The sequence below is a fragment of the Planctomyces sp. SH-PL14 genome (genome assembly GCF_001610835.1).
Lineage (GTDB): Bacteria > Planctomycetota > Planctomycetia > Planctomycetales > Planctomycetaceae > Planctomyces_A.
On the sequence record NZ_CP011270.1, the window covers coordinates 1 to 26,121 of the forward strand.

19 protein-coding genes are annotated in these 26,121 nt (G+C 65.9%); 10 read left to right on the forward strand and 9 right to left on the reverse strand.

Features of this window, described 5'->3' with window-relative positions:
• Entirely contained in the window at nucleotides 1-1,029 is a 1,029-nt protein-coding gene (locus VT03_RS34015) for a helix-turn-helix domain-containing protein (protein WP_075091076.1), read from the forward strand.
• A gap of 133 nt (nucleotides 1,030-1,162) precedes the next feature.
• Here the strand turns inward: VT03_RS34015 and VT03_RS00010 are convergent, their stop codons facing one another.
• The 3 genes from VT03_RS00010 to VT03_RS00020 are packed head-to-tail and all read right to left on the reverse strand — an operon-like array spanning nucleotide 1,163 to nucleotide 3,128.
• Nucleotides 1,163-2,071, reverse strand: a complete 909-nt coding sequence (locus tag VT03_RS00010; protein WP_075091077.1) for a phosphatidate cytidylyltransferase — start codon at nucleotides 2,069-2,071, stop codon at nucleotides 1,163-1,165.
• Nucleotides 2,072-2,102: 31 nt separating this feature from the next.
• Entirely contained in the window at nucleotides 2,103-2,870 is a 768-nt protein-coding gene (locus VT03_RS00015) for an isoprenyl transferase (RefSeq protein WP_075091078.1), read from the reverse strand.
• 51 nt (nucleotides 2,871-2,921) lie between these two features.
• A complete protein-coding gene (locus VT03_RS00020) occupies nucleotides 2,922-3,128 on the reverse strand; it encodes a carbon storage regulator (RefSeq protein ID WP_197489147.1) in 207 nt (68 codons plus the stop codon).
• 646 nt (nucleotides 3,129-3,774) lie between these two features.
• Here VT03_RS00020 and VT03_RS00025 point away from each other — a divergent pair.
• On the forward strand, nucleotides 3,775-4,647 hold the full coding sequence (locus VT03_RS00025; protein WP_075091080.1) for a CDP-alcohol phosphatidyltransferase family protein: 873 nt from the start codon (nucleotides 3,775-3,777) through the stop codon (nucleotides 4,645-4,647).
• A 123-nt stretch (nucleotides 4,648-4,770) separates the two neighbouring features.
• Nucleotides 4,771-5,403: a hypothetical protein gene (locus VT03_RS00030; RefSeq protein WP_156514179.1), complete on the forward strand. Its 633-nt coding sequence runs from the start codon at nucleotides 4,771-4,773 to the stop codon at nucleotides 5,401-5,403.
• Between the two features lie 86 nt (nucleotides 5,404-5,489).
• On the opposite strand, the gene ilvD is transcribed toward VT03_RS00030, so the two are convergent.
• The 4 genes from ilvD to VT03_RS00050 form a co-directional block, all read right to left on the reverse strand.
• Nucleotides 5,490-7,163, reverse strand: a complete 1,674-nt coding sequence (gene ilvD / locus VT03_RS00035; RefSeq protein ID WP_075091082.1) for a dihydroxy-acid dehydratase — start codon at nucleotides 7,161-7,163, stop codon at nucleotides 5,490-5,492.
• A gap of 373 nt (nucleotides 7,164-7,536) precedes the next feature.
• Nucleotides 7,537-8,991 (reverse strand): Asp-tRNA(Asn)/Glu-tRNA(Gln) amidotransferase subunit GatA, encoded by a 1,455-nt coding sequence (gene gatA / locus VT03_RS00040; protein WP_075091083.1) that lies wholly within the window; start codon nucleotides 8,989-8,991, stop codon nucleotides 7,537-7,539.
• An 84-nt stretch (nucleotides 8,992-9,075) separates the two neighbouring features.
• A complete protein-coding gene (gene gatC / locus VT03_RS00045; RefSeq protein WP_231870564.1) occupies nucleotides 9,076-9,366 on the reverse strand; it encodes an Asp-tRNA(Asn)/Glu-tRNA(Gln) amidotransferase subunit GatC in 291 nt (96 codons plus the stop codon).
• Nucleotides 9,367-9,524: 158 nt separating this feature from the next.
• Complete coding sequence (locus tag VT03_RS00050) at nucleotides 9,525-10,538, reverse strand: aspartate-semialdehyde dehydrogenase (protein ID WP_075091085.1); 1,014 nt, start codon at nucleotides 10,536-10,538, stop codon at nucleotides 9,525-9,527.
• A 615-nt stretch (nucleotides 10,539-11,153) separates the two neighbouring features.
• Here VT03_RS00050 and VT03_RS00055 point away from each other — a divergent pair.
• The gene (locus tag VT03_RS00055) at nucleotides 11,154-12,728 is read left to right on the forward strand and encodes an alkaline phosphatase D family protein (protein WP_075091086.1); all 1,575 of its coding nucleotides are present in this window, start codon (nucleotides 11,154-11,156) and stop codon (nucleotides 12,726-12,728) included.
• Nucleotides 12,729-13,095: 367 nt separating this feature from the next.
• Here VT03_RS00055 and VT03_RS00060 read toward each other — a convergent pair whose 3' ends face one another.
• Nucleotides 13,096-13,764 carry a TetR/AcrR family transcriptional regulator gene (locus VT03_RS00060; protein ID WP_075091087.1) on the reverse strand — a complete coding sequence of 223 codons (669 nt, stop codon included), beginning with the start codon at nucleotides 13,762-13,764 and terminating at the stop codon, nucleotides 13,096-13,098.
• A gap of 303 nt (nucleotides 13,765-14,067) precedes the next feature.
• Between VT03_RS00060 and VT03_RS00065 the strand changes: the two genes are divergently transcribed.
• From VT03_RS00065 to VT03_RS00075, 3 genes are all read left to right on the forward strand, one after another.
• Nucleotides 14,068-15,240: an efflux RND transporter periplasmic adaptor subunit gene (locus VT03_RS00065; protein ID WP_156514180.1), complete on the forward strand. Its 1,173-nt coding sequence runs from the start codon at nucleotides 14,068-14,070 to the stop codon at nucleotides 15,238-15,240.
• 45 nt (nucleotides 15,241-15,285) lie between these two features.
• Nucleotides 15,286-18,750 carry an efflux RND transporter permease subunit gene (locus VT03_RS00070; RefSeq protein WP_082845828.1) on the forward strand — a complete coding sequence of 1,155 codons (3,465 nt, stop codon included), beginning with the start codon at nucleotides 15,286-15,288 and terminating at the stop codon, nucleotides 18,748-18,750.
• A 64-nt stretch (nucleotides 18,751-18,814) separates the two neighbouring features.
• Nucleotides 18,815-22,168, forward strand: coding sequence for an efflux RND transporter permease subunit (locus VT03_RS00075; protein WP_075091089.1), 3,354 nt, complete (start codon nucleotides 18,815-18,817; stop codon nucleotides 22,166-22,168).
• A gap of 321 nt (nucleotides 22,169-22,489) precedes the next feature.
• Here the strand turns inward: VT03_RS00075 and ispD are convergent, their stop codons facing one another.
• Nucleotides 22,490-23,224, reverse strand: a complete 735-nt coding sequence (gene ispD, locus VT03_RS00080) for a 2-C-methyl-D-erythritol 4-phosphate cytidylyltransferase (RefSeq protein WP_075091090.1) — start codon at nucleotides 23,222-23,224, stop codon at nucleotides 22,490-22,492.
• 342 nt (nucleotides 23,225-23,566) lie between these two features.
• Here ispD and VT03_RS00085 point away from each other — a divergent pair, with 342 nt between their 5' ends.
• The 3 genes from VT03_RS00085 to VT03_RS33050 all read left to right on the forward strand — a co-directional run bounded on the left by VT03_RS00085 (nucleotide 23,567) and on the right by VT03_RS33050 (nucleotide 26,050).
• Nucleotides 23,567-24,466: an HDOD domain-containing protein gene (locus VT03_RS00085; RefSeq protein WP_075091091.1), complete on the forward strand. Its 900-nt coding sequence runs from the start codon at nucleotides 23,567-23,569 to the stop codon at nucleotides 24,464-24,466.
• A gap of 43 nt (nucleotides 24,467-24,509) precedes the next feature.
• Nucleotides 24,510-25,574, forward strand: a complete 1,065-nt coding sequence (locus VT03_RS00090) for a chemotaxis protein CheB (protein ID WP_075091092.1) — start codon at nucleotides 24,510-24,512, stop codon at nucleotides 25,572-25,574.
• Between the two features lie 305 nt (nucleotides 25,575-25,879).
• Entirely contained in the window at nucleotides 25,880-26,050 is a 171-nt protein-coding gene (locus VT03_RS33050) for a hypothetical protein (RefSeq protein WP_156514181.1), read from the forward strand.
• Nucleotides 26,051-26,121 lie beyond the last annotated feature (71 nt).

Below are 26,121 nucleotides of genomic sequence, written 5' to 3' on the forward strand. Positions count from 1 at the left end.
ATGGCGTCACGAGACTCTCAGGCGAAGCGGGACCAGCACTCCTACCTCCCACTCCGGGAACACCAGTTCGCGCTGACGGCCGGGGCGCGCCTCCTCGAGGTCCCCTCGGCCGATCCGCTCGCGCTCGTGACGGTCTTCGGGGGGCTGGGGAGCGGGAAGTCGCACCTCTGCCGGCACCTGGTGGCCGAGGCGCTCGAGCGGCGGCCCGACTGGAAGACACAGATCGTCTCCATCGACGAGCTGACACGGCAGCTCCACAGCGCCTCGACGCAGGGGCGGATCCGCGCCCTCCAGCATCGCCTGCGGACCGAGACGGACCTCCTCGTCATTGAGGACCTGCACCACCTGGCCACCCGCCGCGAGACGCAGCAGCAGATCGTGGCGCTGCTCGACGAGCGGCATCTCCATCACCGGCCGACGCTCCTGACGTCGCGCGATTCGCCGGGGGAGATTGGCGGGCTCTCGTCCCGGATCGTCAGTCGATGTCACGGCGGCGTGCTGGCCGAGCTTCCGCCACCGGGACTCGCGAGCCGCAAGCGGCTCGTCGCGCACTTCGCCGACGCCAACCAGATCCCCCTTCCACAACCCCTCGTCGAGATGCTCGCCCAGCCGGCGGGCGTTCTGCCAGGGGAACTCCTGCACGACATTGTCGACCTGCGGCAGATCGCCCAGCGGCGACGGATCTCGATCGACGAGGCTCTCGTCCGGGAGGTGCTGGCGCGGTCGCACGACGGGCCGGTCACGATTGCCGAGATCACCCGGCTCGTGGCCCGGGAGTTCGCGGCCCGGGTGAGCGACCTGCGGTCCGCGGGGCGGTCGCAAGGAGTCGTTCTTCCGCGGCAGATCGCCATGTTCCTGGCCAGGGAACTGCTGGGCGGGGGAGCGGAGTACAAGGCGATCGGGGCGTATTTCGGCGGCCGCAACCACGCCACGGTGATTCACGCCTGCGAAAAGATCCGCGAGCTGCTGAAATCGGACGCCGACACCGCGGCCCGGGTAACGCGGATCCGCGAGGCGCTGCGGCGTTAGCTGCGTGCCTCTGGGTTAAACACCAAGACACCAAGGAGGCACGAAGAGCACCAAGGTCTGATCCCCCGATCGCCCCTTCTTTGTGTCCTTGGTGCGATCTTGGTGTCTTGGTGTTTAACTCTTCTGTCCCGAGTCAGGAGGAGGCCGCGGTGAACGTCGCCGCAAGCGGCGTGAACTTCCAGAAGAGGTACGCGACCGGGCCTGCGTAGACGATGCTGTCGAGCAGGTCGAGGATTCCGCCGAAGCCCGGGAAGAGCGAGCCGGCATCCTTCTTTCCGACATCCCGCTTGATGAGCGACTCGCACAGATCGCCGACAAGGCCCACGACCCCCATCACCAACCCGTAGGTCAGACTGAGGACCGCGGGGACCGGGCCGAAGCCGCTGTTGAACAGCGGGGGGACCCAGGTGAGCCAGGCCCAGGTCGCGATCGTCGCCGTGGCGCAGGCCCCGATCCCGCCGGCCCATGTCTTGCCGGGACTGAGGACGGGGGCCAGCTTTCTCCGGCCGAAGATCCTTCCGATCGTATAGCCGCCGATGTCTCCCCCCTTCACGGCGATCAGGAGCGAGCCGAGCACGAGATACCCCGCCTGCTCACCCGCCACCCAGCGGAGCTGCGCCGTCGCCCCCAGCAGCATTCCCGCATAGCTGAAGATGAACAGGTCCGCGCCAAGGTTCTCCGTCGTCCCTCCTGGCTCACGGAATTTCATCGCCTGGCGAAAGAGCTCGGCACAGACGAGGAGGCTGTACGTCAGCCCCAGCGGGCCGAACTCCGCCATCGCCTGATCGGTTGAGCCCCCCGACCAATGGGGCCACCAGGCGGCGAGGATCAGCAGCACCGTCCCGGTCAGAAGGAATGACTTCCGCGGCCGCAGTCCGCGGACCTGGAAGAGCTTGTGCAGCTCCCAGACGCTGCGGGTGGCGAGGAAGATGCACAGCACTGCCAGGACGGGGGCTGAGCTTCCGATCTGCGAGTCGAGGTAGAACAGCGCCAGCAGGAGAGGGACCAGAACCAGCGAGATGCCGATGCGCCACGCCAACATGGATTTTGGTCTTCCTCGGTTCGACTCGGTCTCACTTCGACTCGTTCAGCCCGCCGAACCGGCGTTGGCGCTGGCCGTATTCCCGAAGGGCCGCATACAGCTGCGCTTCGCGGAAATCCGGCCACGGATCGCTCGTGACCCACAACTCGGAATAACTGATCTGCCACAGGAGGAAGTTGCTGATCCGCATCTCCCCCGCCGTCCGGATCACAAGGTCCGGATCGGGCATACCCGCCGTATAGAGATGATCGGAGATCGTCGCCTCCTCGATCTCCGACGGTGAGAGTTCTCCCCGCGCCGCCTTGGAGGCGATGTCCCGCACCGCCTCGACCATTTCCATCCGGGCGCCGTAATCCAGGGCCAGGCAGAGCGTGAGGCCCTGGTTGTCGCGACTCATCTCGATGGTCTGGTCGACCTCGCTCCGGATCGCCGGGCTCAGCCGGTCGCGGCGGCCGATCGTGGTGAAGCGGATGTCCTGCCGCATGATCTCGTTCCGCTCGGCAACGACGTACCACCGCAGCAGGTTCATCAGCAGGTCGAGCTCGAGCGGCGGACGCTTCCAGTTCTCGCTGCTGAAGCAGTAGAGCGTGAGCTGGTCCAGGGAGAGCCGGCCGCACTCCTCAACGACGCGCCGCACACTCTCGACACCCCGTCGGTGTCCCTCGATCCGGGGGAGTCCCCGCTGCTGCGCCCAGCGGCCGTTGCCGTCCATGATGATGGCGACGTGCCGCGGGAGACGTTCCGACTGCAGTCCCCGCTGGGTCAGTTCCTCGGGCGTGTAGGGGATCGAAGCGGACACAGAACTCCAAGCCTGACACCACGCGGTCGTTGGGGAGAGTTTTCGCTCAGGTTACTCGGGAACGGCGCCGGGGGCGACGATCGGCAGTTCGGAATCGGAATGCTGGCGGGGCCGGTTGAGGACCACTTCGCGATACCGCGGGGTTGCGTCGGGTGAAGCGATCGCGAGACGGATCTCCTCGGACGACACCGAGACGACGCGAACGATGACGTCATCGAGAATGACCGCCTCGTCGATGCCGCGTTCCACGATCCACATGTTGACCTCTTTGAGCGCTGAAGAGAGGAGTGCGCGGGGACCTGAGGGGCAACAGCCGAAGAACTCCGGCATGCTGCGTCCGCGGCGCGTCCTTGCGCTCTTCCCGGCGACATTTCGCCGGGGCTCCGCTGTCCCGTCTGCGATGGGAAGCCCGCATTGTGATCGGTCCGCGAGGTGTTCTCAACGGACGGCGACGATGTTCTGTGGGAATGCGTCGGGTGTGTTGCTCGAACGACGTCGTTGCCGGCACGACGTGATAGCTCAAGCCCAACATGCCACGGCAGCCGGGGTCAAGGGGGCACCCCTTGCCGCCGGAGGCACTCCTGTGAGGAACCGTGGTAAACAACGGATGCCCCCCTTCGTGGCGCCGGCGTTGAGGACCACCGCTCGCTTTGCAATCCCCACGGGTTGGTAAGCGGGAGTACGACACGTCGTCCGCGGTTGGACACCCACTCCTTCAGACAGTTCTCGACGGCCAGGCCTCCGGCGGGCAAGTGGGCGTTGCCCCCTTGCATCCCCCACCAGGGGCGAGCCACTGGATCTCGGTAGACCGAGGACATCGTGTTCCGCTTTGATGGAGATCGCATGGAAAGTTCTCCCCAAACGTTGTACCGTGGGGTCAGCCCATGCATCCCCTGCCCTGAACATGAAACGTCCCCGCCTGATCGCCGTCGTTCCGACCCTGCTCACACTCGGTAACGCGGCGTGCGGCTTCGGCGCGATCACGCTCGCCGCCAAGCTCGGGCCGGGACTCGTCGACGGCCAGCAGAACCTGCTCTTCTACGCCTCGCTGCTCATCTTCGGCGGGATGATCTTCGACATGCTCGACGGGAGCGCCGCGCGGCTCACCGGACAGACGAGCGAGATCGGAGCCCAGCTCGACAGCCTCTGCGACGCCGTGACCTTCGGCGTCGCCCCCGCCTTCATCATGCTCCAGTTCGTCGAGCATGCCCTCGACGGTTACGAAGGTCCATTCTTCTATCCCAAGCGGATGGTCTGGACAATCGCCTGCCTCTACGCCCTGTGCGCGATCATGCGGCTGGCGCGGTTCAACGTCGAGACCGACGACGACGACACCCACGAAGAATTCAGCGGCCTCCCCTCCCCCGCGGCAGCGGGAACGGTCGCCGCGTTCCCCCTGGCGATGCCCGAGCTCGGCAAGATCGCCTCCAAGTCCGGCGAATGGGCGGCGGCGATCAACGGCACCGTCATCCCGGCCGTTCGGCTCGTCGTCCCGCTCGTGACGCTGGCGGTCGCGGCTCTCATGGTCTCCCGGGTCCGCTATCCCCACTTCTTCACACAGCTCTTCCGCGGACGCAAGCCGCGGCGAACGCTGCTCCAGGTGGTCTTCGGGGTCGCGGCGCTCTTCTGGGTCCATGAGCTGGCGCTGCCGATCGTCTTCTGCTGGTTCGCGCTCGCCTCGCCCGCCAAGGCGCTCTGGTTCGAGCTCGTTCCGCGCCGGGCCGCCCCGGCTCCCACACCCACGGGACACTCTCCCGAATCGACGAACGTCGCCTGATCGGTCCGCTGCGAGGAGTTTTGTTTGTCGATTCTTGTGACGTGCGGCCACTGCTCCAAAAACTACGAAGTTCCGGACGAGTTCGCGGGCAGGGAGTTCCGCTGCCGTGACTGCGGAGGGGCCGTGACCATCCCCGGCGCCGCGCCGGCCTCCGTGGCCGCGACAACCGCCCTCCCAGCGGCGGGGCCAGTTCTCGTGGACCAGCCCGCCATTGTTGAGAGCAAGGAGGCAGTTCGTCCGGAGGGCGAGCCGCGTCCCGAAGTGACGAAGCAGCGAACGGTCACATCGTCCCGGACAACGGCTGCTGCCGCCGCGCGGATGCGGGAGATGCCGTCGACGATCCTGCTGGCGGTCGTTCTGAGCGGGATCCATCTCCTCGAAGATCTGTTCCTGATCGTCGTCGGTCTCAGCCTCGGCCGCGAGGCGATCGGCACCGCCGCTGTGGTCCTGCTGGCTGCCGGGACGCGGCTCGGCGTCGAGATCTACGTCCTCTCGGGGCTGTTTCAGCGCCGACGGATCGCCCGCCTGCTGTTCCTGGTTCTCTCGGCTGTCGGACTCGGAAGCCAGATCTGGCTGGCGGTCTCGATGGCGGTCCTGTCCGGCAAGACGATCGAGTCCACGCAGATCGACTCGGCGACGCTCCGGACGATGGCCGGCCTGCTCTTCTGTTGGGGGACCGTCGGCAGTCTCCTGCGGATCCTCGACATCGCCGCCATCGCGCCGCGGAGCGCGGGCGAATGGTGCGACGAGACGTAGTTCGCCCGGCAGCTTCGACGCCGTGCCAACAAAAAACGGGCGGTCAGCGTTTCGCCGACCGCCCGTGAATCCTGAGGCTGAACAGACTACTCGTCCGTCACGCAGCCTTCGCTGGCGCTCTTCACGTTCTTGATGTACTTGTAGAGCGTCCCGCGGGTGAACTTGTAGGCGGGAGCCTTCCAGGCCGCGCGGCGCTTTTCAATCTCGCCCGCCGGGAGGTCCAGGTCGATCCGGTTCTTCTCGGCGTCGATCATGATCCGGTCGCCGTTCTTCACGAGGGCGATCGGTCCCCCTTCTTGAGCTTCCGGTGTGACGTGGCCGATGATGAAGCCGTGCGAGCCGCCGGAGAACCGGCCGTCGGTGATGAGGGCCACCTTGTCGCCGAGTCCGACACCCATCAGGGCACTTGTCGGGGTGAGCATTTCGGGCATCCCCGGGCCTCCCTTCGGGCCTTCGTAGCGGATGATGATCACCTCGCCCCCCTTGATCTCTCCCTTCTCGAGACCACGGAGCATGTCTTCTTCGCTGTCATAGCACAGGGCCGGCCCGTTGAACTGGAGCCCCTCCTTGCCGGTGATCTTGGCCACGGCACCGTCCGGACAGAAGTTCCCCTTCATGATCCGGATGTGGCCGGTCGCCTTGATCGGATCTTCGAGCGGACGAACGACGGTCTGTCCCTCGTGCAGCCCCGGAGCCGACGAGAGGTTTTCACCGAGCGTCTTACCGGTGACCGTGAGGCAATCGCCGTCAATGTACCCCTTCTGGAGAAGATACTTGAGGACGGCGGGGGTCCCGCCGACGTTGTGCAGGTCTTCCTGGACCCACTTGCCGCTCGGCTTGAGATCGGCGATGTAGGGGACGCGGTCGCTGACTTTCTGGAAGTCGTCAATCGTCAGGTCGACACCGACCGCGCGGGCCATGGCGATCAGGTGCAGGACGGCGTTCGTCGACCCGCCGACCGTCATGATGAGGACCATCGCGTTCTCGAACGCCTGGCGGGTCATGATGTCCCGCGGCTTGATGTCCTTTTCGAGCAGGACGCGGATCGCCTTGCCGGCGTCGAGGCATTCCTGAAGCTTGGCCGGGTCTTCGGCCGGGATCGATGACGAGAACGGCAGCGTCATCCCCATCGCCTCGATGGCGCTCGCCATCGTGTTGGCCGTGTACATCCCGCCGCAGGCTCCGGCGCCGGGACAGGACTTCTCGACGATGTTCCGCCGCTCCGCTTCGTCGATCTTGCCGGCGAGGTACTGGCCGTAGGACTGGAAGGCCGAGACGATGTCGAGTTTTTCGCCCTTCAGCGAGCAGCCCGGCTTGATCGTGCCGCCGTAGATCATGAGGGCCGGGCGGTTGAGGCGGCCCATCGCCATCAGGCAGCCGGGCATGTTCTTGTCGCAGCCCGGGATCGAGATCAGGCCGTCGTACCACTGGGCTCCCATGACGGTCTCGATCGAGTCGGCGATGATCTCTCGCGACTGGAGGGAATAGGACATTCCGTCCGTTCCCATCGAGATCCCGTCGCTGACGCCGATCGTGTTGAACCGCATTCCGACGAGTCCCGCCGCCACGACCCCTTCACGGGCTTTGGCCGCCAGGTCGAGGAGGTGCATGTTGCAGGGGTTCCCCTCGTACCACACGCTGGCGATCCCGACCTGGGCCTTCTGCATGTCGTCGGTCGACAGGCCGGTGGCGTACAGCATGGCCTGTGACGCCCCTTGGGATTTCGGTTGCGTGATGTGCGACGAGTACTTGTTGAGCATGTCAGTGTCGGATGGATGGGGCCGCGCGAGGGATGGAGTCCGTCACCGCTGGCGATAGGAAACGGGGGAATGGGCCATGATAACGAGGACGCGGGGAGGGTCCATCGGGTTCGCGAGGAGGGGGGAGGCGGAAGGCTTAAGGCTGAAGACGGAAGGTAGAGAAGAACGGCCCAGCATCGCCGTCTCACCGGGTCCAGGGGCACCCTGGTGGGGGGATGCAAGGGGGCCACGCCCCCTTGCCCGCCGGAGGCCTGGCCGTCGAGAGACGTCTGAAGGGGTCCGTGTCCAAGCGCGGACAACGTGCCGGATGCCCTCTCACCATCCCGCGGGGATTCCAAAGCCAGCGTTGCGGGGTGAAGGAGTTCGTCCGGCGTCACGCCGGAGCGACGCCGAACGAGGGCTGGGTCGCTTCGTACATCCGGGCCGCCCGGAGCAGGCGTTCTTCTTCGAAGACCGGAGCCAGGAGCTGGAGTCCGATCGGCAGGCCGGCGGAGCTCTTTCCGCAGGGGATCGAGATCCCGGGGATTCCGGCGAGGTTAGCGCTGATGGTGTAGATGTCCATCAGGTACATCGCCAACGGATCGTCCGAGAGCTCACCGAGCCGGAACGCCGGGGTCGGGCTGACGGGCGAGAGGATCACGTCGACGTCCGCGAAGGCTTTGGAAAAATCGTCGCTGATCAGCCGGCGGACCTTGAGGGCCTTGTTGTAATAGGCGTCGTAGTACCCGCTCGAGAGGGCGTAGGTCCCGAGCATGATCCGCCGCTTCACTTCGTCGCCGAAGCCTTCGCCGCGGGAGGATTCGTAGAGATCGACGAGGTTTACCGGCTTCTCGCCGCGGTGTCCGTAGTGGACGCCGTCGTAGCGGGCCAGATTGCTCGATGCTTCGGACGAGGAGACGATGTAGTACACCGCGACGCAGTACTTGGTGTGCGGCAGATGGACTTCCCGGACCTCGGCTCCCAGTCCGCGGTAGACGTCGATCGCCTTCCGGACCGCCTCGGCGACCTCGGGGTCGAGCCCAGCGCCGAAGTATTCCGGCACGATCCCGATCCGGAGTCCCTTCAGCGGTGTGTCGAGGTTGGCGAGATAGTCCGGAACCGTGCGGTCGACCGAGGTCGAGTCGCGATGGTCGTGACCGGCGATGGTCTGCAGGGTCAACGCCGCCCCGCGGACATCGGTGGCCAGGGGGCCGATCTGGTCGAGGGAGCTGGCGAAGGCGACCAGCCCGTACCGCGAGACGCGACCGTAGGTCGGCTTCATCCCCACCACACCGCAGAACGCCGCCGGTAGCCGGATTGAACCGCCGGTGTCGGAGCCCAGCGCCAGCGGAGCCATTCCGCCGCCGACCGCCGCTCCCGAGCCGCCGCTGGAGCCACCGGGCGAGTGGGTCAGGTTCCAGGGGTTGGCGGTCTTCTTGAACGCGGAGTTCTCGCAGGAGGACCCCATCGCGAACTCGTCGAGGTTGACGCGGCCAATGAGGACCGCGTCCTCGGCCCGCAGCCGCTCGATGACGTGCGCGTCATACGGAGGGACGAACTTCTCGAGCATCCGGCTGGCGCAGGTGCATGGCGCGCCGACGGTGCAAAGATTGTCCTTGAGCGCGACCGGTAGACCGGCCAGCTTGCCGACGGTCCCTTTAGCGCGGCGCTCGTCTATCGCGCGGGCCTGGGCGAGGGCCCCCTCCGAGTCGACATGGAGAAACGCTCCGACCGCCGCGTCCCGGGCGGCGATGCTGTCGAGGTACGCCTGGGTCACGTCGACCGCCGAGACTTCACCCCGCGTCAGCTTCGCATGGAGGTCACTGGTAGGGAGCGTCGTCAGGGACATGCGTCAGGCACTCAATGGAAGGGAACGGCGAAGAACGCCTTCGCGGGGGAGCGGCGGGAGGAACGGAGATCTAGACGGCCCCGGCTAGTCGGCTCCCAGGATCGGCGGGACGAGGAAGTATTTTCCGTCTGTCTTCGGAGCGTTCGAAAGGGCCTGTTCGCGGGGGAGCGACGGGGCGACCTCGTCCTTCCGCAACACGTTCCGGACCTCGACGGCGTGAACCATCGGCTCGACGCCGTCGACATTCACCTCGTCGAGCTGCTCGACGTACTTCAGCACATCGCCGAGCTGCTGCGTGAACCGCCCGACCTCGGCCTCGGTGAGCTTAAGCCGGGAAAGGAGAGCGACTTTGTGGACGTCGGAGGGGGTGAGCATAGTAGCCATCTCGCTCCGCGAGATGAGCCTCCAGTCGGGGCGTCAAAGGAAACCCGCGTCCGCGATCCCAATGGAATCAAGGAGCGCGAAGCAGGGAGGCGGAGCGGCGGTGCCATTGGGACCGCCGTCCCGCGATCTCCTCTCGCGGAGCGAGAGGACTACTTTCCGAACCGGTGCTTGGCGAGCAGTTCCGCGATCTGGACTGCATTGGTGGCGGCCCCCTTGCGGAGGTTGTCGCTCACGCACCAGAACGTGAGGCAGTTCGGATGCGACAGATCGCGGCGGATCCGGCCGACGAACACTTCGTCCGAACCGTCGGCGGTCGACGGCAGGGGATACTGGAAGTGGGCCAGATCGTCGATGACCGTGATCCCGGGGAACGCGGCGAAGAGCTTGCGGGCCTCTTCGACCGAGACCGGACGGCCGAGCTCGACGTTGATGACTTCGCTGTGGCAGTTGGAGACCGGCACGCGGACCGCGGTCGGGCAGACTTGAATGCTCTCGTCGCCGAGGATCTTGCGGGTCTCGTACACCATCTTCATTTCTTCGCTGGTGTACCCCTCTTCCTTTTCGCTGCCGATCTGCGGGATGCAGTTGAAGGCGATCGGGTGCTTGAAGGCGGTGTACTCGTACTTTTCGCCGGCGAGGTGGGCGTGGCTTCCCTCGATCAGCTCCTTGGTCCCCTGGACGCCGACGCCGCTCGTGGCCTGGTAGGTGCAGACGACGACCCGCTTGACCTTGGCGGCGTCGTGGAGCGGCTTGAGGGCGACCACCATCTGCGTGGTGGAGCAGTTCGGGCTGGCGATGATCCCCTTGGCGTTGAGGGCGTCCTGAGGGTTCACTTCCGGAATGACGAGGGCGACCCCGTCCTTCATCCGCCAGTAGCCGGACTCGTCGATGACGGTGCAGCCGGCGTCGATGGCGGCGGGGAGGTAGTCCGCGGCGACGTCATCGGGGGTGGAGGCGATGACGAGGTCGCAGCCTTGGAAGGCCTGCTTCGTGAGTTCCTCGATTTTGTGTTCTTTGCCCTGGAACGTGATCGTTCCCCCGGCGCTGCGGGCCGAGGCGAGGAGTCGGTAGCTCTGGGCGGGGAAGTTCCGCTCTTCGAGCATTTGACGCATGATCCGCCCGACGGCGCCGGTGGCACCAACCAGGGCTACGCACTTGAACACTGCGGAGGCTCCGAAAATGGGGTGACGTTGACGGAAGTCCGTTGGTGGACATGTCCGTGCGTCGAGAAGTTCGGCAGTATATCGGTGCGAAAAGGGAGTCGCCACACCAGGGACGGGGGCGCGTGTGTCCCGCTGCTCGAACCGCGTTCTTGCCGGCCGGACTTTGCTTGCTCAAACCCAACGTGCGACGGCCGCTGGGGTCAAGGGGGTCTCACCCCCTTGCCGCCGGAGGCATTTCTATGAGGAACCGTGGTAAACGACGGACGTCCTCTTTGTCGAACCGGCGTTGAGGACTCCACGCTCGCGTTGCGATCCCCGCGGGTCGGTGAGGGGGCATACGGTACGTCGGTCGCGCCTGGACACGATCTCCTTCAGACATCTCTCGACGGCCAGGCCTCCGGCGGGCAAGGGGGCGTTGCCCCCTTGCATCCCCCACCAGGGTACCCCTGGACCCGATGGGATGGAGGAGACCACTACTCTCCTGAGACTCCGTCACCACTTTGTTGCCTCGCAGTCACCTTTATCAAAAGTTCACAGCCTCCTTGTTGAATCCGACGCCTCCCGGGACATTGCATGCCCGCGGATTGATGAGTCTTCGACGCGTGAGGGTTCGAAATGCCGATTCGTATGGATGTCCCCGGACGGGTGTGGACGCGACGTGGGTTTCTGGCGGCCGGAGGAGCCGCGCTCGTCGCCTGGCCGCTGCTGGGCCGCCCGGAATCGGCCTTCGCCCTGCGTCAGTCGACAAGCCCCGATTACCCGTTCGCCCTCGGTGTCGCCTCCGGTGACCCGGCCCCCACGGGGATCGTGCTCTGGACGCGGCTTGCCCCCAAGCCCCTCGAAGGGGGCGGGATGCCGCAGGAGAACATCGAAGTCCGCTGGGAAGTGGCGGATGACGACAAGTTCTCCAAGGTCGTCGCCAAGGGGACGGCGGTCGCCACGCCGGACCTGGCTCACTCGGTCCATGTCGAGGTGAACGGGCTGGATCCGAACCGGTGGTACTTCTACCGCTTCGCCGCGATGAACGAGATCAGCCCCGTCGGCCGGACCCGGACCGCGCCGCGGCCGGAAGAGATCCCCCAGAAGCTGCGATTTGCCTTCGCCTCCTGCCAGAGCTTCGAAGGGGGCTACTACACCGCCTACGACCACATGCGGCACGAGGACCTCGACCTCATCGCCCACCTCGGCGACTACATCTATGAGGCGGCGGGCAATCCCAAGCGGATGCGGGTCCATGTCGGCCCCCGGCTTGAGGAGCTGTCGCACTACCGCAACCGGCACGCTCAGTACAAGACCGACGAATACCTCCAGGCGGCGCACGCCCTCTGTCCGTGGCTGGTGACCTGGGACGACCACGAATTCGCCAACAACTGCGCCGGGGAGATCTCGGAGAAGAAGGACGAGACGCCGGAGTGGTACCTCGGCCGCCGGGCCAACGCCTACAAGGCCTACTACGAGCACATGCCCCTCCGCTCAGCCCACCTCCCGAAGGGCCCGGATCTCAAGCTGTATCGCAACGTCCCTTTCGGACGGCTGGCGGAGTTCCAGGTCCTCGACACCCGGCAGTACCGCACCGATCAGCCCTGCGGCGACGGCAACAAGGCCCCCTGCGAAGGGACCTACGATCCGAAGGGAACTCTCCTCGGCAATACGCAGGAGAAGTGGCTCTACGACACGCTCAAGGCGACGAAAGGAACGTGGAATGTCCTGACCCAGCAGGTCATGATGGCCCGCGTCGACCGCGTTCCCGACGAGCCGGTCGGCTACAGCATGGACCAGTGGCCGGGCTATGAAGTGAACCGCCAGCGGATCCTCAAGTTCTTCGCCGAGCACCCGGGTCTCAACCCGATCGTCATCACCGGCGACATCCACAACAACTGGGCGAACAACCTCCAGGTCGACTGCGGCGACGAGACGTCCCCCGTCGTGGCGACGGAGTTCGTCGGGACGTCGATCAGCTCCGGCGGCGACGGAGCCGAGACGACCAAGACCACGGCGGCGGTCCTGCGCGAGAACCCCTTCGTCAAGTTCTACAACAACGAGCGGGGCTACGTCTCCTGCGAAGTCACTCCCGAGAGTTTTACTTCGCACTACCGGACGGTTCCCTATGTGGAGAAGCCGGGCGCGCCGCTTGTGACCCGCAAGAGCTTTGTTGTGGAAGCGGGACGTCCGGGGTTGAATGAAGTCTGAGCGTCGTTGGTGACGGAGCGAGATCGAGTCGCGTCCTTGCCGGCACGACTCCCATAGCTCAAACCCAACGTGCTACGGCAGCTGGGGTCAAGGGGGCCTCGCCCCCTTGCCGCCGGAGGCACTTCCATGAGGAACCGTAGTAAGCGACGGGCTTCCGTTTTGTGGGAGCGGCGTTAAGAACTCACCGCTCGCTTTGGAGTTCCCGCGGGTTGGTGAGGGAGCATGCGGCGCGTTGTGCGCGCTTGAACACTCACTCCTTCAGACATCTCTCGACGGCCAAGCCTCCGGCGGGCAAAGGGCCAAGAAAACAACACAGGCCCCTCTGCACTCCCCACCAGGGTGCCCCTGGACCCGGTGATGGGACGCGTCACGACAGTGGTGCGACCACCGCCAGCGCCTCACGCCCCTCCGGCGTCACCAGCCCGCCAAACGCCGTATTCATCAGCGACACGTACTGCTCATCCAGCGAAATCGTGCGCCCGATCGAGTTCGTAAAGATCATCGTTCCGTATAACAGCGCCCCGATCGTATCCAGCAGCCGCTCCACCGGCATGTCGCTGCGGAACGTCCCCCGCTCCATCAGAGCCGAGTAGATCTGCCGGAAGTGGATCCGCATCTCGTCGCGATGCTCAAAATACGCCCCCCGCTTCCGGTCGCGGAACATGGCCCGCTCCTGGATCAACAGCTCGACACAATGCGGGTTCTGATCGAAGAACTCGAGGTAGGCCCGGATCGAGCGCGCGATCCCCCGCAACGGACAGGGATCGGACTGGGCCGCCTCCAGGACGATTCGCTCCATCTCCGCCATTCCCCAGTCGACGCACGCCAGGAACAGCTCCTGCTTGCCGGGGAAATAGAGGTAGAGCGTCCCCTTGGCGATCCCGAGCGCGTCCGAGACCCGCTCCATATCGCACTCGCTGTAGCCCCGCTCCGCAAAGAGCCGCGCCGCCGTCTCCAGGATCGCCCGTCGACGATCCTGCTTCCGCTCGGACCGCCCCGTCGTCCTCTCATTCGCCTTGTCAGTCGTGGCAGACAATCACCGCTCCCTGCTCGCCCGGTCTTTACCGAACATTCAAACTCGAATCAAAATCGGATGATGATTGAAAGGCAACCGTTCCCCGATAGAATCATTTTTGACTGACCGGTCAGTCATCAAAGCAGTGTGCCATATTTTCGGTGGCCCGTTCAAGGGTGTCATTGCGCTCGGACCGGTGTCGATCGTTCTCCGTCGAGGTTCTGCATCTTGCGGCAATTGTGGTTTCTTCTGTGCGGGGGGGCTCTGATCCTCGCGGGGAGCGGATGTCAGAAGGCCCCTCCCCCGGCCGCCCCGCCGTCGACCATGGTGGTCAAGTACGTGACGCCGTCGGAATCGGACGTCATCCCCTTTGAGGAATTCGGCGGACGGACCCTCTCGCCCGACACAGTCGAACTTCGCTCTCGAGTCAGCGGCTACCTCAAGAAGGTCAACTTCGTCGACGGCGCCGAGGTCCAGGCGGGACAGGTCCTCTTCGAAATCGAAGATACCACCTACAAGGCGGAACTGGCCCAGGCGGAGGCGACGGTCCTCCAGCGGGAAGCGGACGTGCGGCGGGTCCAGTCACAGCTGGAACGCTTCAAGCGTCTGGCCGCCAACGCTGCCACGACCGAACAGGAAGTCGAGCGGCTCACCTTCGAGACACAGGCCGCCGTCGCCGCCCACAAGGCCTCGGAGGCGATGCGGGACCACGCCAAGCTCAACGTCGACTTCACGCGGGTCGTCTCGCCGATCAAGGGCCGCATCGGCCGGCGGCTCGTCGACCCGGGGAACATCGTCCAGCAGGACGTCACGCCGCTGGCGGTCGTCGTCTCGCTCGACCCGATCTACGCCTACTTCGACTACGACGAGCGGAGCGTTCTGGCGATGCGTCGCCTCGTCGAAACCGGCCGCCTCAAGGAAGCCCCGGACCGCGGCCAGCCGATCCAGGTCCAGCTCGCTGGCGAGTTGGACTACACGATGACCGGCCACATCAACTGGGTCGACAACCAGATCGACATGGGGACCGGGACCCTCCGGGCCCGCGTTGCCATCGACAACACACAGGGGCTCCTCTCCCCCGGGATGTTCGTCCGCCTCCGCGTCCCGGTCGGCCCGCAGGAACGGGCGCTGCTCATCCCCGAGGAAGCGCTGGGGACGGACCAGGGGCAGCGGTTCGTCTATGTCGTGAAGGAAGGGAAAGAGGGGAGCCAGATCAGCTACCAGAAGGTGCAGGTCGGCTGGGTGACGGACCGCAAGTGCGTCATCACGTCGGGCCTCGCCAAGGACGACCGGGTCGTCGTTACCGGACTCCAGCGGGTCCGCCCCAACATGAAGGTCAAGCCGGAGCCGATGACTCCGCCCGCCTCGGCCGCCGAGACCGCCTCGCAGCAGCCGTCTCCTGCCGACACGAAGAAGCCGGGCGCCGAGTCGCCGCCCGCGATCCAGACGGTGCGCGCGGGCGAGGGAGCTCCGCCGGCCGTTCCGCGAGCCCCGTAGCATCGCCGTCGTCATTCGCGGTGCGGTCGCATCGGAGGTCTTTGCGTGTTGTCCCGCTTCTTCATCGCCCGGCCGATCTTCGCGACCGTCATCTCGATCCTGTTCACGCTGGCGGGCGGGATCGCGGTCTTCTATCTGCCGATCGCGCAGTACCCCCCCGTCGCGCCGCCGACGGTCCAGGTCGACTGCAACTATCCCGGGGCGAGCTCCAAGGTCGTCGCCGAGACCGTCGCCGCCACGATCGAGCAGCAGGTCAACGGCGTGCAGGACATGCTCTATATGTCCTCGCAGTCGACGAGCGACGGCTCCTACACGCTAACCGTCACCTTCAAGCCGGGGGTCGACCTGAACCTGGCCCAGGTCCTCGTCCAGAACCGCGTCGCGCTCGCCCTCCCTCAGCTCCCCGACGTCGTTCGCCAGACCGGCGTCACGACGAAGAAGCGTTCTCCCGACATCCTCCTGACGGTGAGCCTCAACTCGCCGGACGGCCGCTACGACCAGCTCTATCTCAGTAACTACGCGGTCCTGCGAATCAAAGATGAGCTCGCCCGGCTCCCGGGGATCTCGGAAGTCCTCGTCTTCGGACAGCGGGACTACAGCATGCGGGTCTGGGTCGACCCGGACAAGCTGGCGGTCCGCAACCTGGCGGTGAGCGACGTCATTGCCGCGATCCGCGAGCAGAACTTTCAGCCGGCGATCGGCCAGGTCGGTGCTCCCCCGACCCCCGGGAAACAGCTGCTCCAGATCCCGCTGACGATCAAGGGGCGGCTCGTCAGCGAAGAGGATTTCGGCAACATCGTCGTCCGCAACACACCCGACGGCCGGATCCTGCGGATCCGCGACATCGGGTACGCCGAGCTCAACGCCCGCTCGCAGGACATCAACAACCGCTTCGACGGAAAGCCGACCGTTGGGCTCGCGATCTGGCAGTTGCCGGACGCCAACGCCCTGGCGACCGCCGACTCGATCAAGTCGACGATGCAACAGCTCTCGGAACAGTTTCCGGAGGGGGTGGTCTACGAGATCGGATACGACACGACCCCGTTCATCCGGGAGTCGATCCACGAAGTCTTCAACGCCCTTCGCGACGCCATCCTGCTCGTCGCGCTCGTCGTGCTCGTCTTCCTCCAGGGATGGCGGGCGGCGGTCATTCCGCTGCTGGCGGTCCCGGTGGCGATCGTCGGAACCTTCGCGGCGATGTACTTCGTCGGGTTCAGTCTCAACAACCTGACGCTCTTCGGACTGGTGCTGGCGATCGGGATCGTCGTCGACGACGCCATCGTCGTCGTCGAGTCGGTCGAACATCACATCGAGAAGGGGTTGTCCCCCCGGCAGGCGGCCCTCAAGGCCATGGAGGAGGTCTCGGGCCCGGTCGTCGCCGTGGGACTCGTGCTGACGGCGGTGTTCGTTCCCTGCACGTTCATCTCGGGGATCGTCGGGCAGTTCTTCCGGCAGTTCGCCCTGACAATCGCCGTCTCGACCGTCCTGTCGACGATCAATTCGCTGACCCTCAGCCCCGCGCTGGCCGCCCTGCTCCTGCGGAAGCCCGGATCGCGGCGGGATCCGCTGACCTGGCTGCTCGACATGACGCTCGGCTGGCTGTTCCGGCTGTTCGATTTCGGCTTCCGGAAGACGACCTCTGTCTACACCCGCGCCGTGGGGGGCCTGCTGCGGGTGCCCGCGCTCGTCCTTGTCCTGTACGTCGGCCTCCTGGGGCTGACCGGCTGGGGCTACCGCCAGCTCCCGACCGGCTTTATCCCGTCGCAGGACAAGGGCTACCTGATCGCCAGCGTTCAGCTCCCGGACGCCTCCTCCGCGGTCCGGACCCGCGATGTCGTGGCCAAGATCGAACAGATCGCGATGGCGCACAAGGCGGTCAAGAACGTCAACTCGGTCGCCGGGAACTCGTTCATTCTGAGTGCCTACGGTTCGAACTTCGGGTCGATGTTCATCATCCTCAAGTCGTTCGACGAACGCCGCGGCGATCCTGAGCAGTACGCCGACGATGTGGCTGCCAAGCTCCGCGCGGATTACGCCAGACTGATCCCCGAGGCGCTGGTCAACGTCTTCCCCGCCCCGGCGGTGAACGGTCTCGGCCGGGCCGGGGGCTTCAAGTTCATGGTCGAGGACCGCGGCGACGTCGGGCTCCTCGAACTGCAGCGGGAGACCGACAACCTGGTCGCCAAAGGGAACCAGGTGCCGGGGCTCGTCGGCCTGACGACAGTCTACAACGCCAAGTCCCCGGTCCTGTTCATCGACATTGACCGGGAGCAGTGCGAGAAGCAGGGGGTCAACCTGGGGAATGTGTTTGCCACCCTCCAGGGCTACCTCGGCTCGCGCTACGTCAACGACTTCAACCGCTTCGGCCGGACCTGGCAGGTGGTGGTCCAGGCGGACGCCCGGTTCCGGAACGAGATCGAGGATGTCGACCATCTCCAGGTCCGCAGCGTCCGGGGGACGATGGTTCCGATCGGCACCCTCGCCACGGTCAAGCTGGAAGCCGCTCCCCTCGTCCTGACGCGATACAACATGTATCCCGCCGCGGCCATCAACGGGGCGACGGCGAAAGGCTTCAGCACCGGGCAGGCGATCCAGGCACTCGAAGGGCTTTCGAACCGCGAGCTCGCGACGAACGTCTCCTATGAGTGGACGGAGCTGACGTACCTGGAACGGACCACGTCGGACACCGGGCTGATCATCTTCGTCCTCTCGGTCGTGTTCGTGTTCCTGGTCCTCGCGGCCCTCTACGAGAGCTGGTCGCTGCCGCTGGCAGTGATCCTCGTCGTGCCGATGTGCGTCCTCTGCTCGATCGCGGGGGTGTGGTGGGCGGGGCTCGACATCAACGTCTTCACGCAGATCGGATTCGTCGTGCTCGTCGGTCTCGCGTGCAAGAACGCGATCCTGATCGTCGAGTTCGCCAAGCTCCGCCGTGACGAAGGGGTCGGCCGTCGTGAGGCGACCCTCCACGCCTGCGAGCTGCGGCTGCGGCCGATCGTCATGACCTCATTCGCCTTCATCCTCGGCGTCGTCCCGCTCGTCATCGCGACGGGGGCCGGGGCCGAAATGCGGCGGGCCCTCGGGATCACGGTCTTCAGCGGGATGCTGGGGGTGACGGCGTTCGGCGTCGTCCTGACTCCGGTCTTCTTCTATGTGATTGACAAGCTCTCGGAATCGACGTTCTTCGGCCAGTCGCGGCTCGCCAAGGCCAGCGACGGGATGCTCGATCTGCTGCGTCTGGCTCCTCTCCGCAGTCTGGCCAATCTCGGCTGGAGCAAGTTCAAAACGGTCGGCCTGCGGGCTCCGCGGCGCGGTTCCCGGACGTCGGCCTCGGCCAATGGGGCGACTCAGGCGCCCGCGAGCGGAACGACGAACGGCGCTGCCAACGGACACGCTCCCGCACACCCGACGAGCGGCAAGGCGTCCGCGGCGACGCCCGCCCGACCTCCCCAGCCGCGCGACACGCACCGCCCGACGGAAGACCTGCAGGTGACCGGCCACGATCCGCCGTAACGACGCTCCCCTGCTCTCCCCGCCCCGCCGATAGACTCGCCCACCGCCTCCGACCGGCACTCTGATGTTCTCGCGATTCTTCATCGATCGTCCGATCTTCGCCTCGGTCCTCTCCATCGTGATCACGCTGGCGGGGGGGATCGTGCTCTTTACGTTGCCGGTCACCCAGTACCCGGAGATCACTCCGCCGACCGTCGAGGTGTCCGCCGTCTACGCCGGCGCGAACGCGCAGGTCGTGGCCGATACCGTCGCCGCACCGATCGAACAGCAGGTCAACGGCGTCGAAGGCATGCTTTACATGTCTTCGCAGTGCACCAATGACGGCCTCTACGCCCTGACTGTCGCCTTCCGGCCCGGAACCGACCTCAACCTCGCGCAGGTCCTCGTCCAGAACCGCGTCGCCCTCGCGCAGCCGGTCCTTCCTCCGCTCGTCCAGCGCCGCGGCGTGACCGTCAAGAAGAAGTCGCCGACGGTCCTGATGATCATCAACCTGTTCTCGCCCGACCGCTCGCGGGACAGCCTGTACCTCAGCAACTACGCGACGATCCAGCTCCGCGACGAACTCTCGCGGCTTCCGGGGGTCGGCGATATCGGTTTCATCGGCCAGCGGGACTACAGCATGCGGGTGTGGGTCGACCCGGAGCGGGCCGCCGCGCGGGGTGTCTCGTCCGAGGACGTCGTCCACGCTGTCGAACAGCAGAACGCCCAGGTCGCGGCGGGCCAGATCGGCCAGCCCCCGGTGCCGCAGGGACAGACGTTCCAGTTCACGATGACGACCCTCGGCCGTCTGGAGACGACCGAGCAGTTCGACGACATCATCGTGAAGACCGACGCCGAGGGACGGACGATCCGCCTCAAGGACGTCGCCCGCACGGAACTGGGGGCGATCGCCTACGACCAGATCTGCTCACTCGACGGCCAGCCCTCCGTCGCCCTCTCGATCTATCAGCTCCCGGGCTCCAACGCCCTCGACACCGCCCGCCAGGTGCGGCAAAAGCTGACCGACATGCAGGAGCGGTTCCCGGACGGGGTCTCCGGGACGGTCGTTTACGACACGACGCCGTTCATCCAGGAGTCGGTCAATGAAGTGTTCCACGCCCTGCGGGACGCCGTGATCCTCGTGGCCATCGTGGTCCTCGTCTTCCTGCAGGGGTGGCGGGCGGCGATCATCCCCCTCGTCGCGGTCCCCGTGGCGGTCGTCGGGACCTTTGCGGCAATGGCGATCTTCGGATTCAGCCTCAACACGCTGACGCTGTTCGGTCTCGTTCTGGCGATCGGGATCGTGGTCGACGACGCCATCGTGGTGGTCGAAGCGATCGAGCATCACATCGAACACGGGATGGCGCCGCGGGACGCCGCGATCCAGGCAATGGACGAGGTGTCCGGCCCTGTCGTCGCCGTCGCTCTCGTGTTGACGGCGGTGTTTGTTCCCTGCACGTTCGTGACCGGGATCATCGGAGAGTTCTTCCGCCAGTTCGCGGTGACCATCGCAGTTTCGACCGTCATCTCCGCCTTCAACTCCCTCACGCTCAGTCCCGCCCTGGCGGTGATCCTCCTTCAGCCGAAGGCGCAGCGGACGGAAGAGGCCCTGCCGCGGCCGGGTATCGTCCTGGTCGGCGGCTGGCTCGCCTGGGCCTTCGGCGGCCCGATCGTCACGCAGTGGATGGAAGCCAGTCCGGTGTTCGCGGACTGGTCCGGGTGGGGCCGGCTGATCGCGGCGATCGTGGGCCTCGTCGTGACCGCCCTCCTGAGCGGCCTCCTCAACCTCATCCTCAGCCGCGGCTTTAAGGCATTCAACGTTGTCTTCTGGTGGCTGACCGAAGGCTACGTCCGGCTGATCAGCGGGCTTCTCAAGATCTCGATCCTTGGGCTCGCGTTCTACGGCGGGATGCTGTTCCTGACGCAGCGGCTGTTCGTCGAGACCCCGACCGGCTTCATTCCCGCGCAGGACAAGGGATACCTCCTCGTCAACCTGCGTCTGCCGGACGCGTCGTCCCTTGAGCGGACCGAGTCGATCGTGCGGGAGATCGAGTCGATCACCCGTCAGGTGGACGGGGTCGATCACACGCTCGCCATCACGGGCCAGTCGCTGCTGATGCAGGCGACGGCGTCGAACTTCGGCTCGATGTACGTGATGCTGAAGCCCTTCCCCGAGCGATCGCCGCGAGGCCTGACCGCCGACGTGATCGCGACGGAGATCGAGCGTCGGCTCCTCGAGAACATTCCCGACGGTCTGGTGGAAGTCGTCGGCGCGCCGCCGATCGACGGGCTCGGGACCGCGGGGGGCTTCCGGATCATGCTGGAAGACCGCGGCGACGCCGGGCGGCAGGCCCTGCAGGAGACGAGCCAAGAGATCCTCGCCGCCGCGCGGGAGTCAGGGATGTTCCGGGGCATTTTCACGAGCTACCGGGCCAATTCGGCGTGGCTGTCGATCGAGCTCGACCGGGAGGCAGCCCGCAAGATGGGGGTTCCGCTCTCGGAGATCTTCAACACCCTGCAGGTCAACTTCGGCTCGCTGTATGTGAACGACTTCAACCGCTTCGGCCGGACCTGGCAGGTCAACGTGCAGGCGGATCCTGGCTTCCGGATGCGGCAGGAGGACCTCAAGCGGCTCCGCGTCCACAATGACCATGGGGGGATGGTGCCGCTCGCTTCGGTGGCCCGGATCGAGGAGATCACGGGGCCGGTCCTGATCTCCCGTTACAACCTCTACCCGACGGCCCCGATCAACTTCGACGTGGCTCCCGGGATCAGTTCCGGTCAAGGGCTCGAGGCGATGGAGAAGCTCGGCCGCGGGAAACTGGCGGGGGCGATGCGAGTCGAGTGGACGGAGCTGGCGCTTCTGCAGCAGATGGCGGGCAATACGGCGATCATCGCCTTCGTGCTGGCGGTCGTCCTCGTGTTCCTGGTGCTGGCGGCGCAGTACGAGAGCTGGTCGCTTCCGCTGGCGGTGATTCTTGTGGTGCCGATGTGCCTTTTGAGCTCGATTGCCGGGGTGATCCTGGCGGCGATGGACGTCAACATCTTTACGCAGATCGGGTTCGTCGTGCTCGTCGGCCTGGCGTGTAAGAACGCGATCCTGATCGTGGAGTTTGCCCGGTCGCGGCGGGAGGCGGGCGTTGATCTCAAGGAGGCGACGCTGGAGGCGTGCCGGCTGCGGTTGCGGCCGATCATCATGACGTCGCTGGCGTTTATCTTCGGGGTTATCCCGCTTGTTGTCGGCGAAGGGGCCGGGGCGGAGATGCGGCGGACGCTGGGGACGGCGGTGTTTGCGGGGATGCTGGGGGTGACGGTGTTCGGGATCTTCCTGACGCCGCTTTTCTTCTATGTCATTCAGCGGGTGACGGAGCGGATGTGGCCGGCCCGGGACACGGAGTCGGAAGATGCGATCCCGGCAAACGCGGTCGTCATCACGTAAGCTCGAACACCGCTCTTGCCGCTGCAGCTCCGCTCGCTCAAACCCATTGTGCGACGGCCACTGGGGTCAAGGGGGCAACCCCTTGCCGCCGGAGGCGCTTCCACGAGGAACCGTGGGACACAATGGATGCCCGCTTTGTGGCACCGGCGTTGAGGACTCACCGCCCGCTTTGCAATCCCCGCGGGTTGGTGACGGGGCATACGGTACGTTGTCCGCGCTTGGACACTCACTCCTTCAGATATCTCTCGACGAGAGGGCCTCCGGCGGGCAGGGGGGCGTGGCCCCCCTTGCATCCCCCCACCAGGGTGCCCCTGGACCCGGCTAAAACATCTCGTCCGAGAATGGGTGCAGGCTCTTCAGCACCTTCTCCTTCGGTAGACTGTCAAACAACGCCTCCGCCATCTTCAGATCGTCGGCCGTCGTAATCTTGAAATTGAACGGCGAGCCCTCAACCACCACCGCCCGCACACCAGTCCGCTCCACCAGCTGCGCCTCATCCGTCGGCTGGAACGCCCCGCGTTTTGCATACGCCTCCACCAACAGCTTGCGGTCGAACACCTGCGGCGTCTGAGCAGCCCACAGCTGATCCCGCGGCACCGTCTCCTCAATCCGCTTCTCCCGGTCGACCCGCTTCACCGTGCTGGAAATCGGAGTCGCCAGGATCGCCGCCCCCTCCGCCACCGCGGCCTGAAACACCGCGTCGATCCACGGTTTCACAATCAGCGGCCGCGCCGCGTCATGCACCGCCACAAACTCGACATCGGGCCGGACCAGCTTCAGCGCATTCTCCACCGAGTCCGCCCGCTCCTTCCCCCCCGCAACAAGCTCGATATTGGTGAAGGCGAGCTGCGGCCGGAACTTCTCCCTGAACCAGTCGACATCCTCCGGCGCCAGGCAGATCAGCGTCTGCACGACATCGTCCCGCCGCAGAAACGGCTCCGCCGCCCGCAGCCAGACCGGCCGCCCTTTCAGGTCGATGAACGGCTTCTTCCCCCGCGGATCGCCAAAACGAGAACTCTTCCCAGCAGCGGGGAGGATCACGGCAAACTGCGGCATGGCGGACTCTGCGCGTCGGGGACGGAATGGGGCGGGACGGGGCTTAGACACGGTCGAAGATTAGCCGTCCAGGAAGGATTTTCCAGAATCGTTCTCCTCGGAGCCAACCGTGCTGGCCGCGAAGATTCTGCGGACAATGTCTCTGGGGAGGAACGTTCAGACGAGGTCTCGACCGACCGCGGAGAAACCTGCCCTCCGGCAGTCTTTGCTCCAAAACGGTCATCCTGCCCGATGTGATGGATCGATAGCGTGCGACGTCCGCACCACGGCGCGCCCCACGCCGTCCCACTTCCCCCTTTCCGCCGGTGCGGTACGCCCGGACGGCCCGAGGACCCCCGCGACATGATGGCGTCGGCCGTCGAAAACGACCTCACGATCCCCGGCCCCCTGTGGGAGCTCGTCACGCGCAAGGCGGGCGACCTCAACATGCTGCCGGCGGTCGCCACGCAGGCGGTCGAGATCGCCAACGACCCCAACTGCTCCATCGACCGGTTCACGGCGGTCATCAACCGCGACTCCAAGCTCGCGGCCGACATCCTGAAGCTGGCCAACTCCGCCGCCTACTCCCCCGGCACGCCGATCCTGAGCCTGAACCAGGCAGTCGTCCGGCTCGGCTTCCGGCAGTGCAAGAACCTGATCCTCTCGTCGAGCATGACGGCGCTCATGAAGAAGATGACGCTGGACCAGGAGTGGGTCCGGGAGATCCTCTCCCGGCACGCCTTCATCACCGCCATGCTGGGCGTGCACCTCAACAAGGCGCTCGCCGCCGGATTCCAGGGGGAGGAGTTCACCGGCGGGCTGATGCACGACTTCGGCCGGCTGCTGTTCGCCGTGACGTTCGGCGAGCAGTTCTCCCAGCTCGACCCGCTCGAATTCGAAGAGTCTCCCGAGACCCTCGACCGGGAACGGCAGCTCGCCGGGACCGACCACGGGTCGCTTGGGGCCTGGTTCGCACAGGGGAACCGCCTCCCCGCCTCGCTCGTCGAGGTGGTCCGGTACCACCACCAGCCGGAACTGGCGCAGGACAACCCGCGGCTCGTCGCCCTCGTCGCGTCCTGCGACCACATGGCGAACCACATCCAGCGGACCGACGGCGCGGACGGCTACGACCCGGAGACGAACGAAGGGATCCGAATCCTGGAGCGTTCCGGCGTCCGGAACGCCATCCCCCGCTTCCGGGAGGTCCACGGACGGATCATGGAGATCGCCCAGTCCGACGCCCTGGCCATGCTGTCGTTCTGACCCTGTTTCCCTGAGCCGCCCCCCACCGTCCCTCGCCTCCGCCATGTCCGGTAAGAAACGGATCCTGTTCGTCGACGATTCCTCGATGCTGCGGCGGATGCTCGCGGAGGTTCTGGTCAGCCATCCGCGGCTGGAAGTGATCGCCCCGACCGACCTCCGCCCGGTCCCTGGCGCGCCGAAAGGGATCCCGGCGGACCTCGTGATCCTCGACCTCGAGAACCTGGGCGAGAACCTCGTCCATGTCGTCTCCACGCTTCGCCGCCGCGACGCGCGGGTTCCGATCCTCGTCTTCACGTCGCTGACCGCGCGGGCCGCCGAACAGACGATGCTCGCCCTGGCCGCCGGGGCGACGGACTTCGCCGTGAAGCCCGCCCGCGCGGGGCACTTCCGTCTGGCGATGGAGTATCTCCGGTCGGAGCTGCTCCCCAAGGTCCTGGAGCTCGTCCACGCCAACGGCGACGGCCAGGCCCCTCCTCCGCGGCGCGAGGGAGCGCCGCCGATGCGTCTGCGAAGCCCCGCCGACCTGATCGTGATCGGGGGCTCCTCCGGTGGTCCGCAGGCGCTCGCCGAGGTCCTCGGGCAGCTCCCCGCCGAATTTCCCCTGCCGATCCTCGTCGTCCAGCACATGCCCCCCCTCTTCACGCAGGAACTGGCGAGGCATTTGTCCGGCCGGTGCCGGCTGATCGTACAGGAGGCCCGCGACGGCGACATGGCGGAACCGGGCGTCGTCAGTATCGCTCCAGGCGATTTCCACATGGCGATCGAAGCGACGAGGGGCGGACGCCGCATCCGGCTGAATCAGGAGCCGCCGGAACACGCCTGCCGCCCGGCGATCGATGTCCTGTTCCGCTCGGCGGCGGTCGTCAGCGGCGGAGGGGCGCTCGGGATCATTCTCACCGGGATGGGGAACGACGGGATCCGCGGATCGCTCGCGATCCGTCGCGCCGGGGGACAGGTGCTGGTGCAGGACCCGGCGCTGGCCCTCGCCGAGTCGATGCCGCGGTCCGCGGTGGAGACCGGGATCGCCAACGCTATCGCCCCGCTCGCCGAATTCGGAAGCCTGCTCACGAGTCTCGTCGGCGAGCCTGTTGCAGCCAGCGCTTCGTAGCGTGCGCAGGTTTTCGCTCGCGGAACACTACGAGTAGTGTCGCTGGCCGCGAGGGCTACCCGATCGCGTGCTGAACGGCCGGCCACTCCGCTTTTTTCGGAACGGTCGGACAGGTCCCCGCGGCTTTCTCCACGGGACGGCGACCTGAAGATCTGGCGACGGATTGTGAAAGGATTTGCAGTCAGGTTGTCTGAATTGTTATGTTTTCGCCCACCACGCCGCGCATCCAATGTCGGGCATTGGACAAGGAAGGTCTCCGGGCAACCGGGCCGTGGGCGCAGGCGTCCCTTGAAGGGAGTGAACGCGTGAACGAAATCCAACTCGATCTCGAAATCGGCGAATCGGTGAGGGTGGGGCGGTTTCAGGTGACGCTGCTGGACATCGAAGACGGCGAAGGGCACTTTCGGATCGATTCGGATTGGGACGACGCGGAAGAAGTCGTCGAGCTTGTCGACGGCGGACGCTTCCCGCGGTAGGGCACGCGGGCTGACGACGCGCGATGCGGGCTGAAGAAGCGAGCGGTCACGAGCAGCGGCGGAGAACAGGC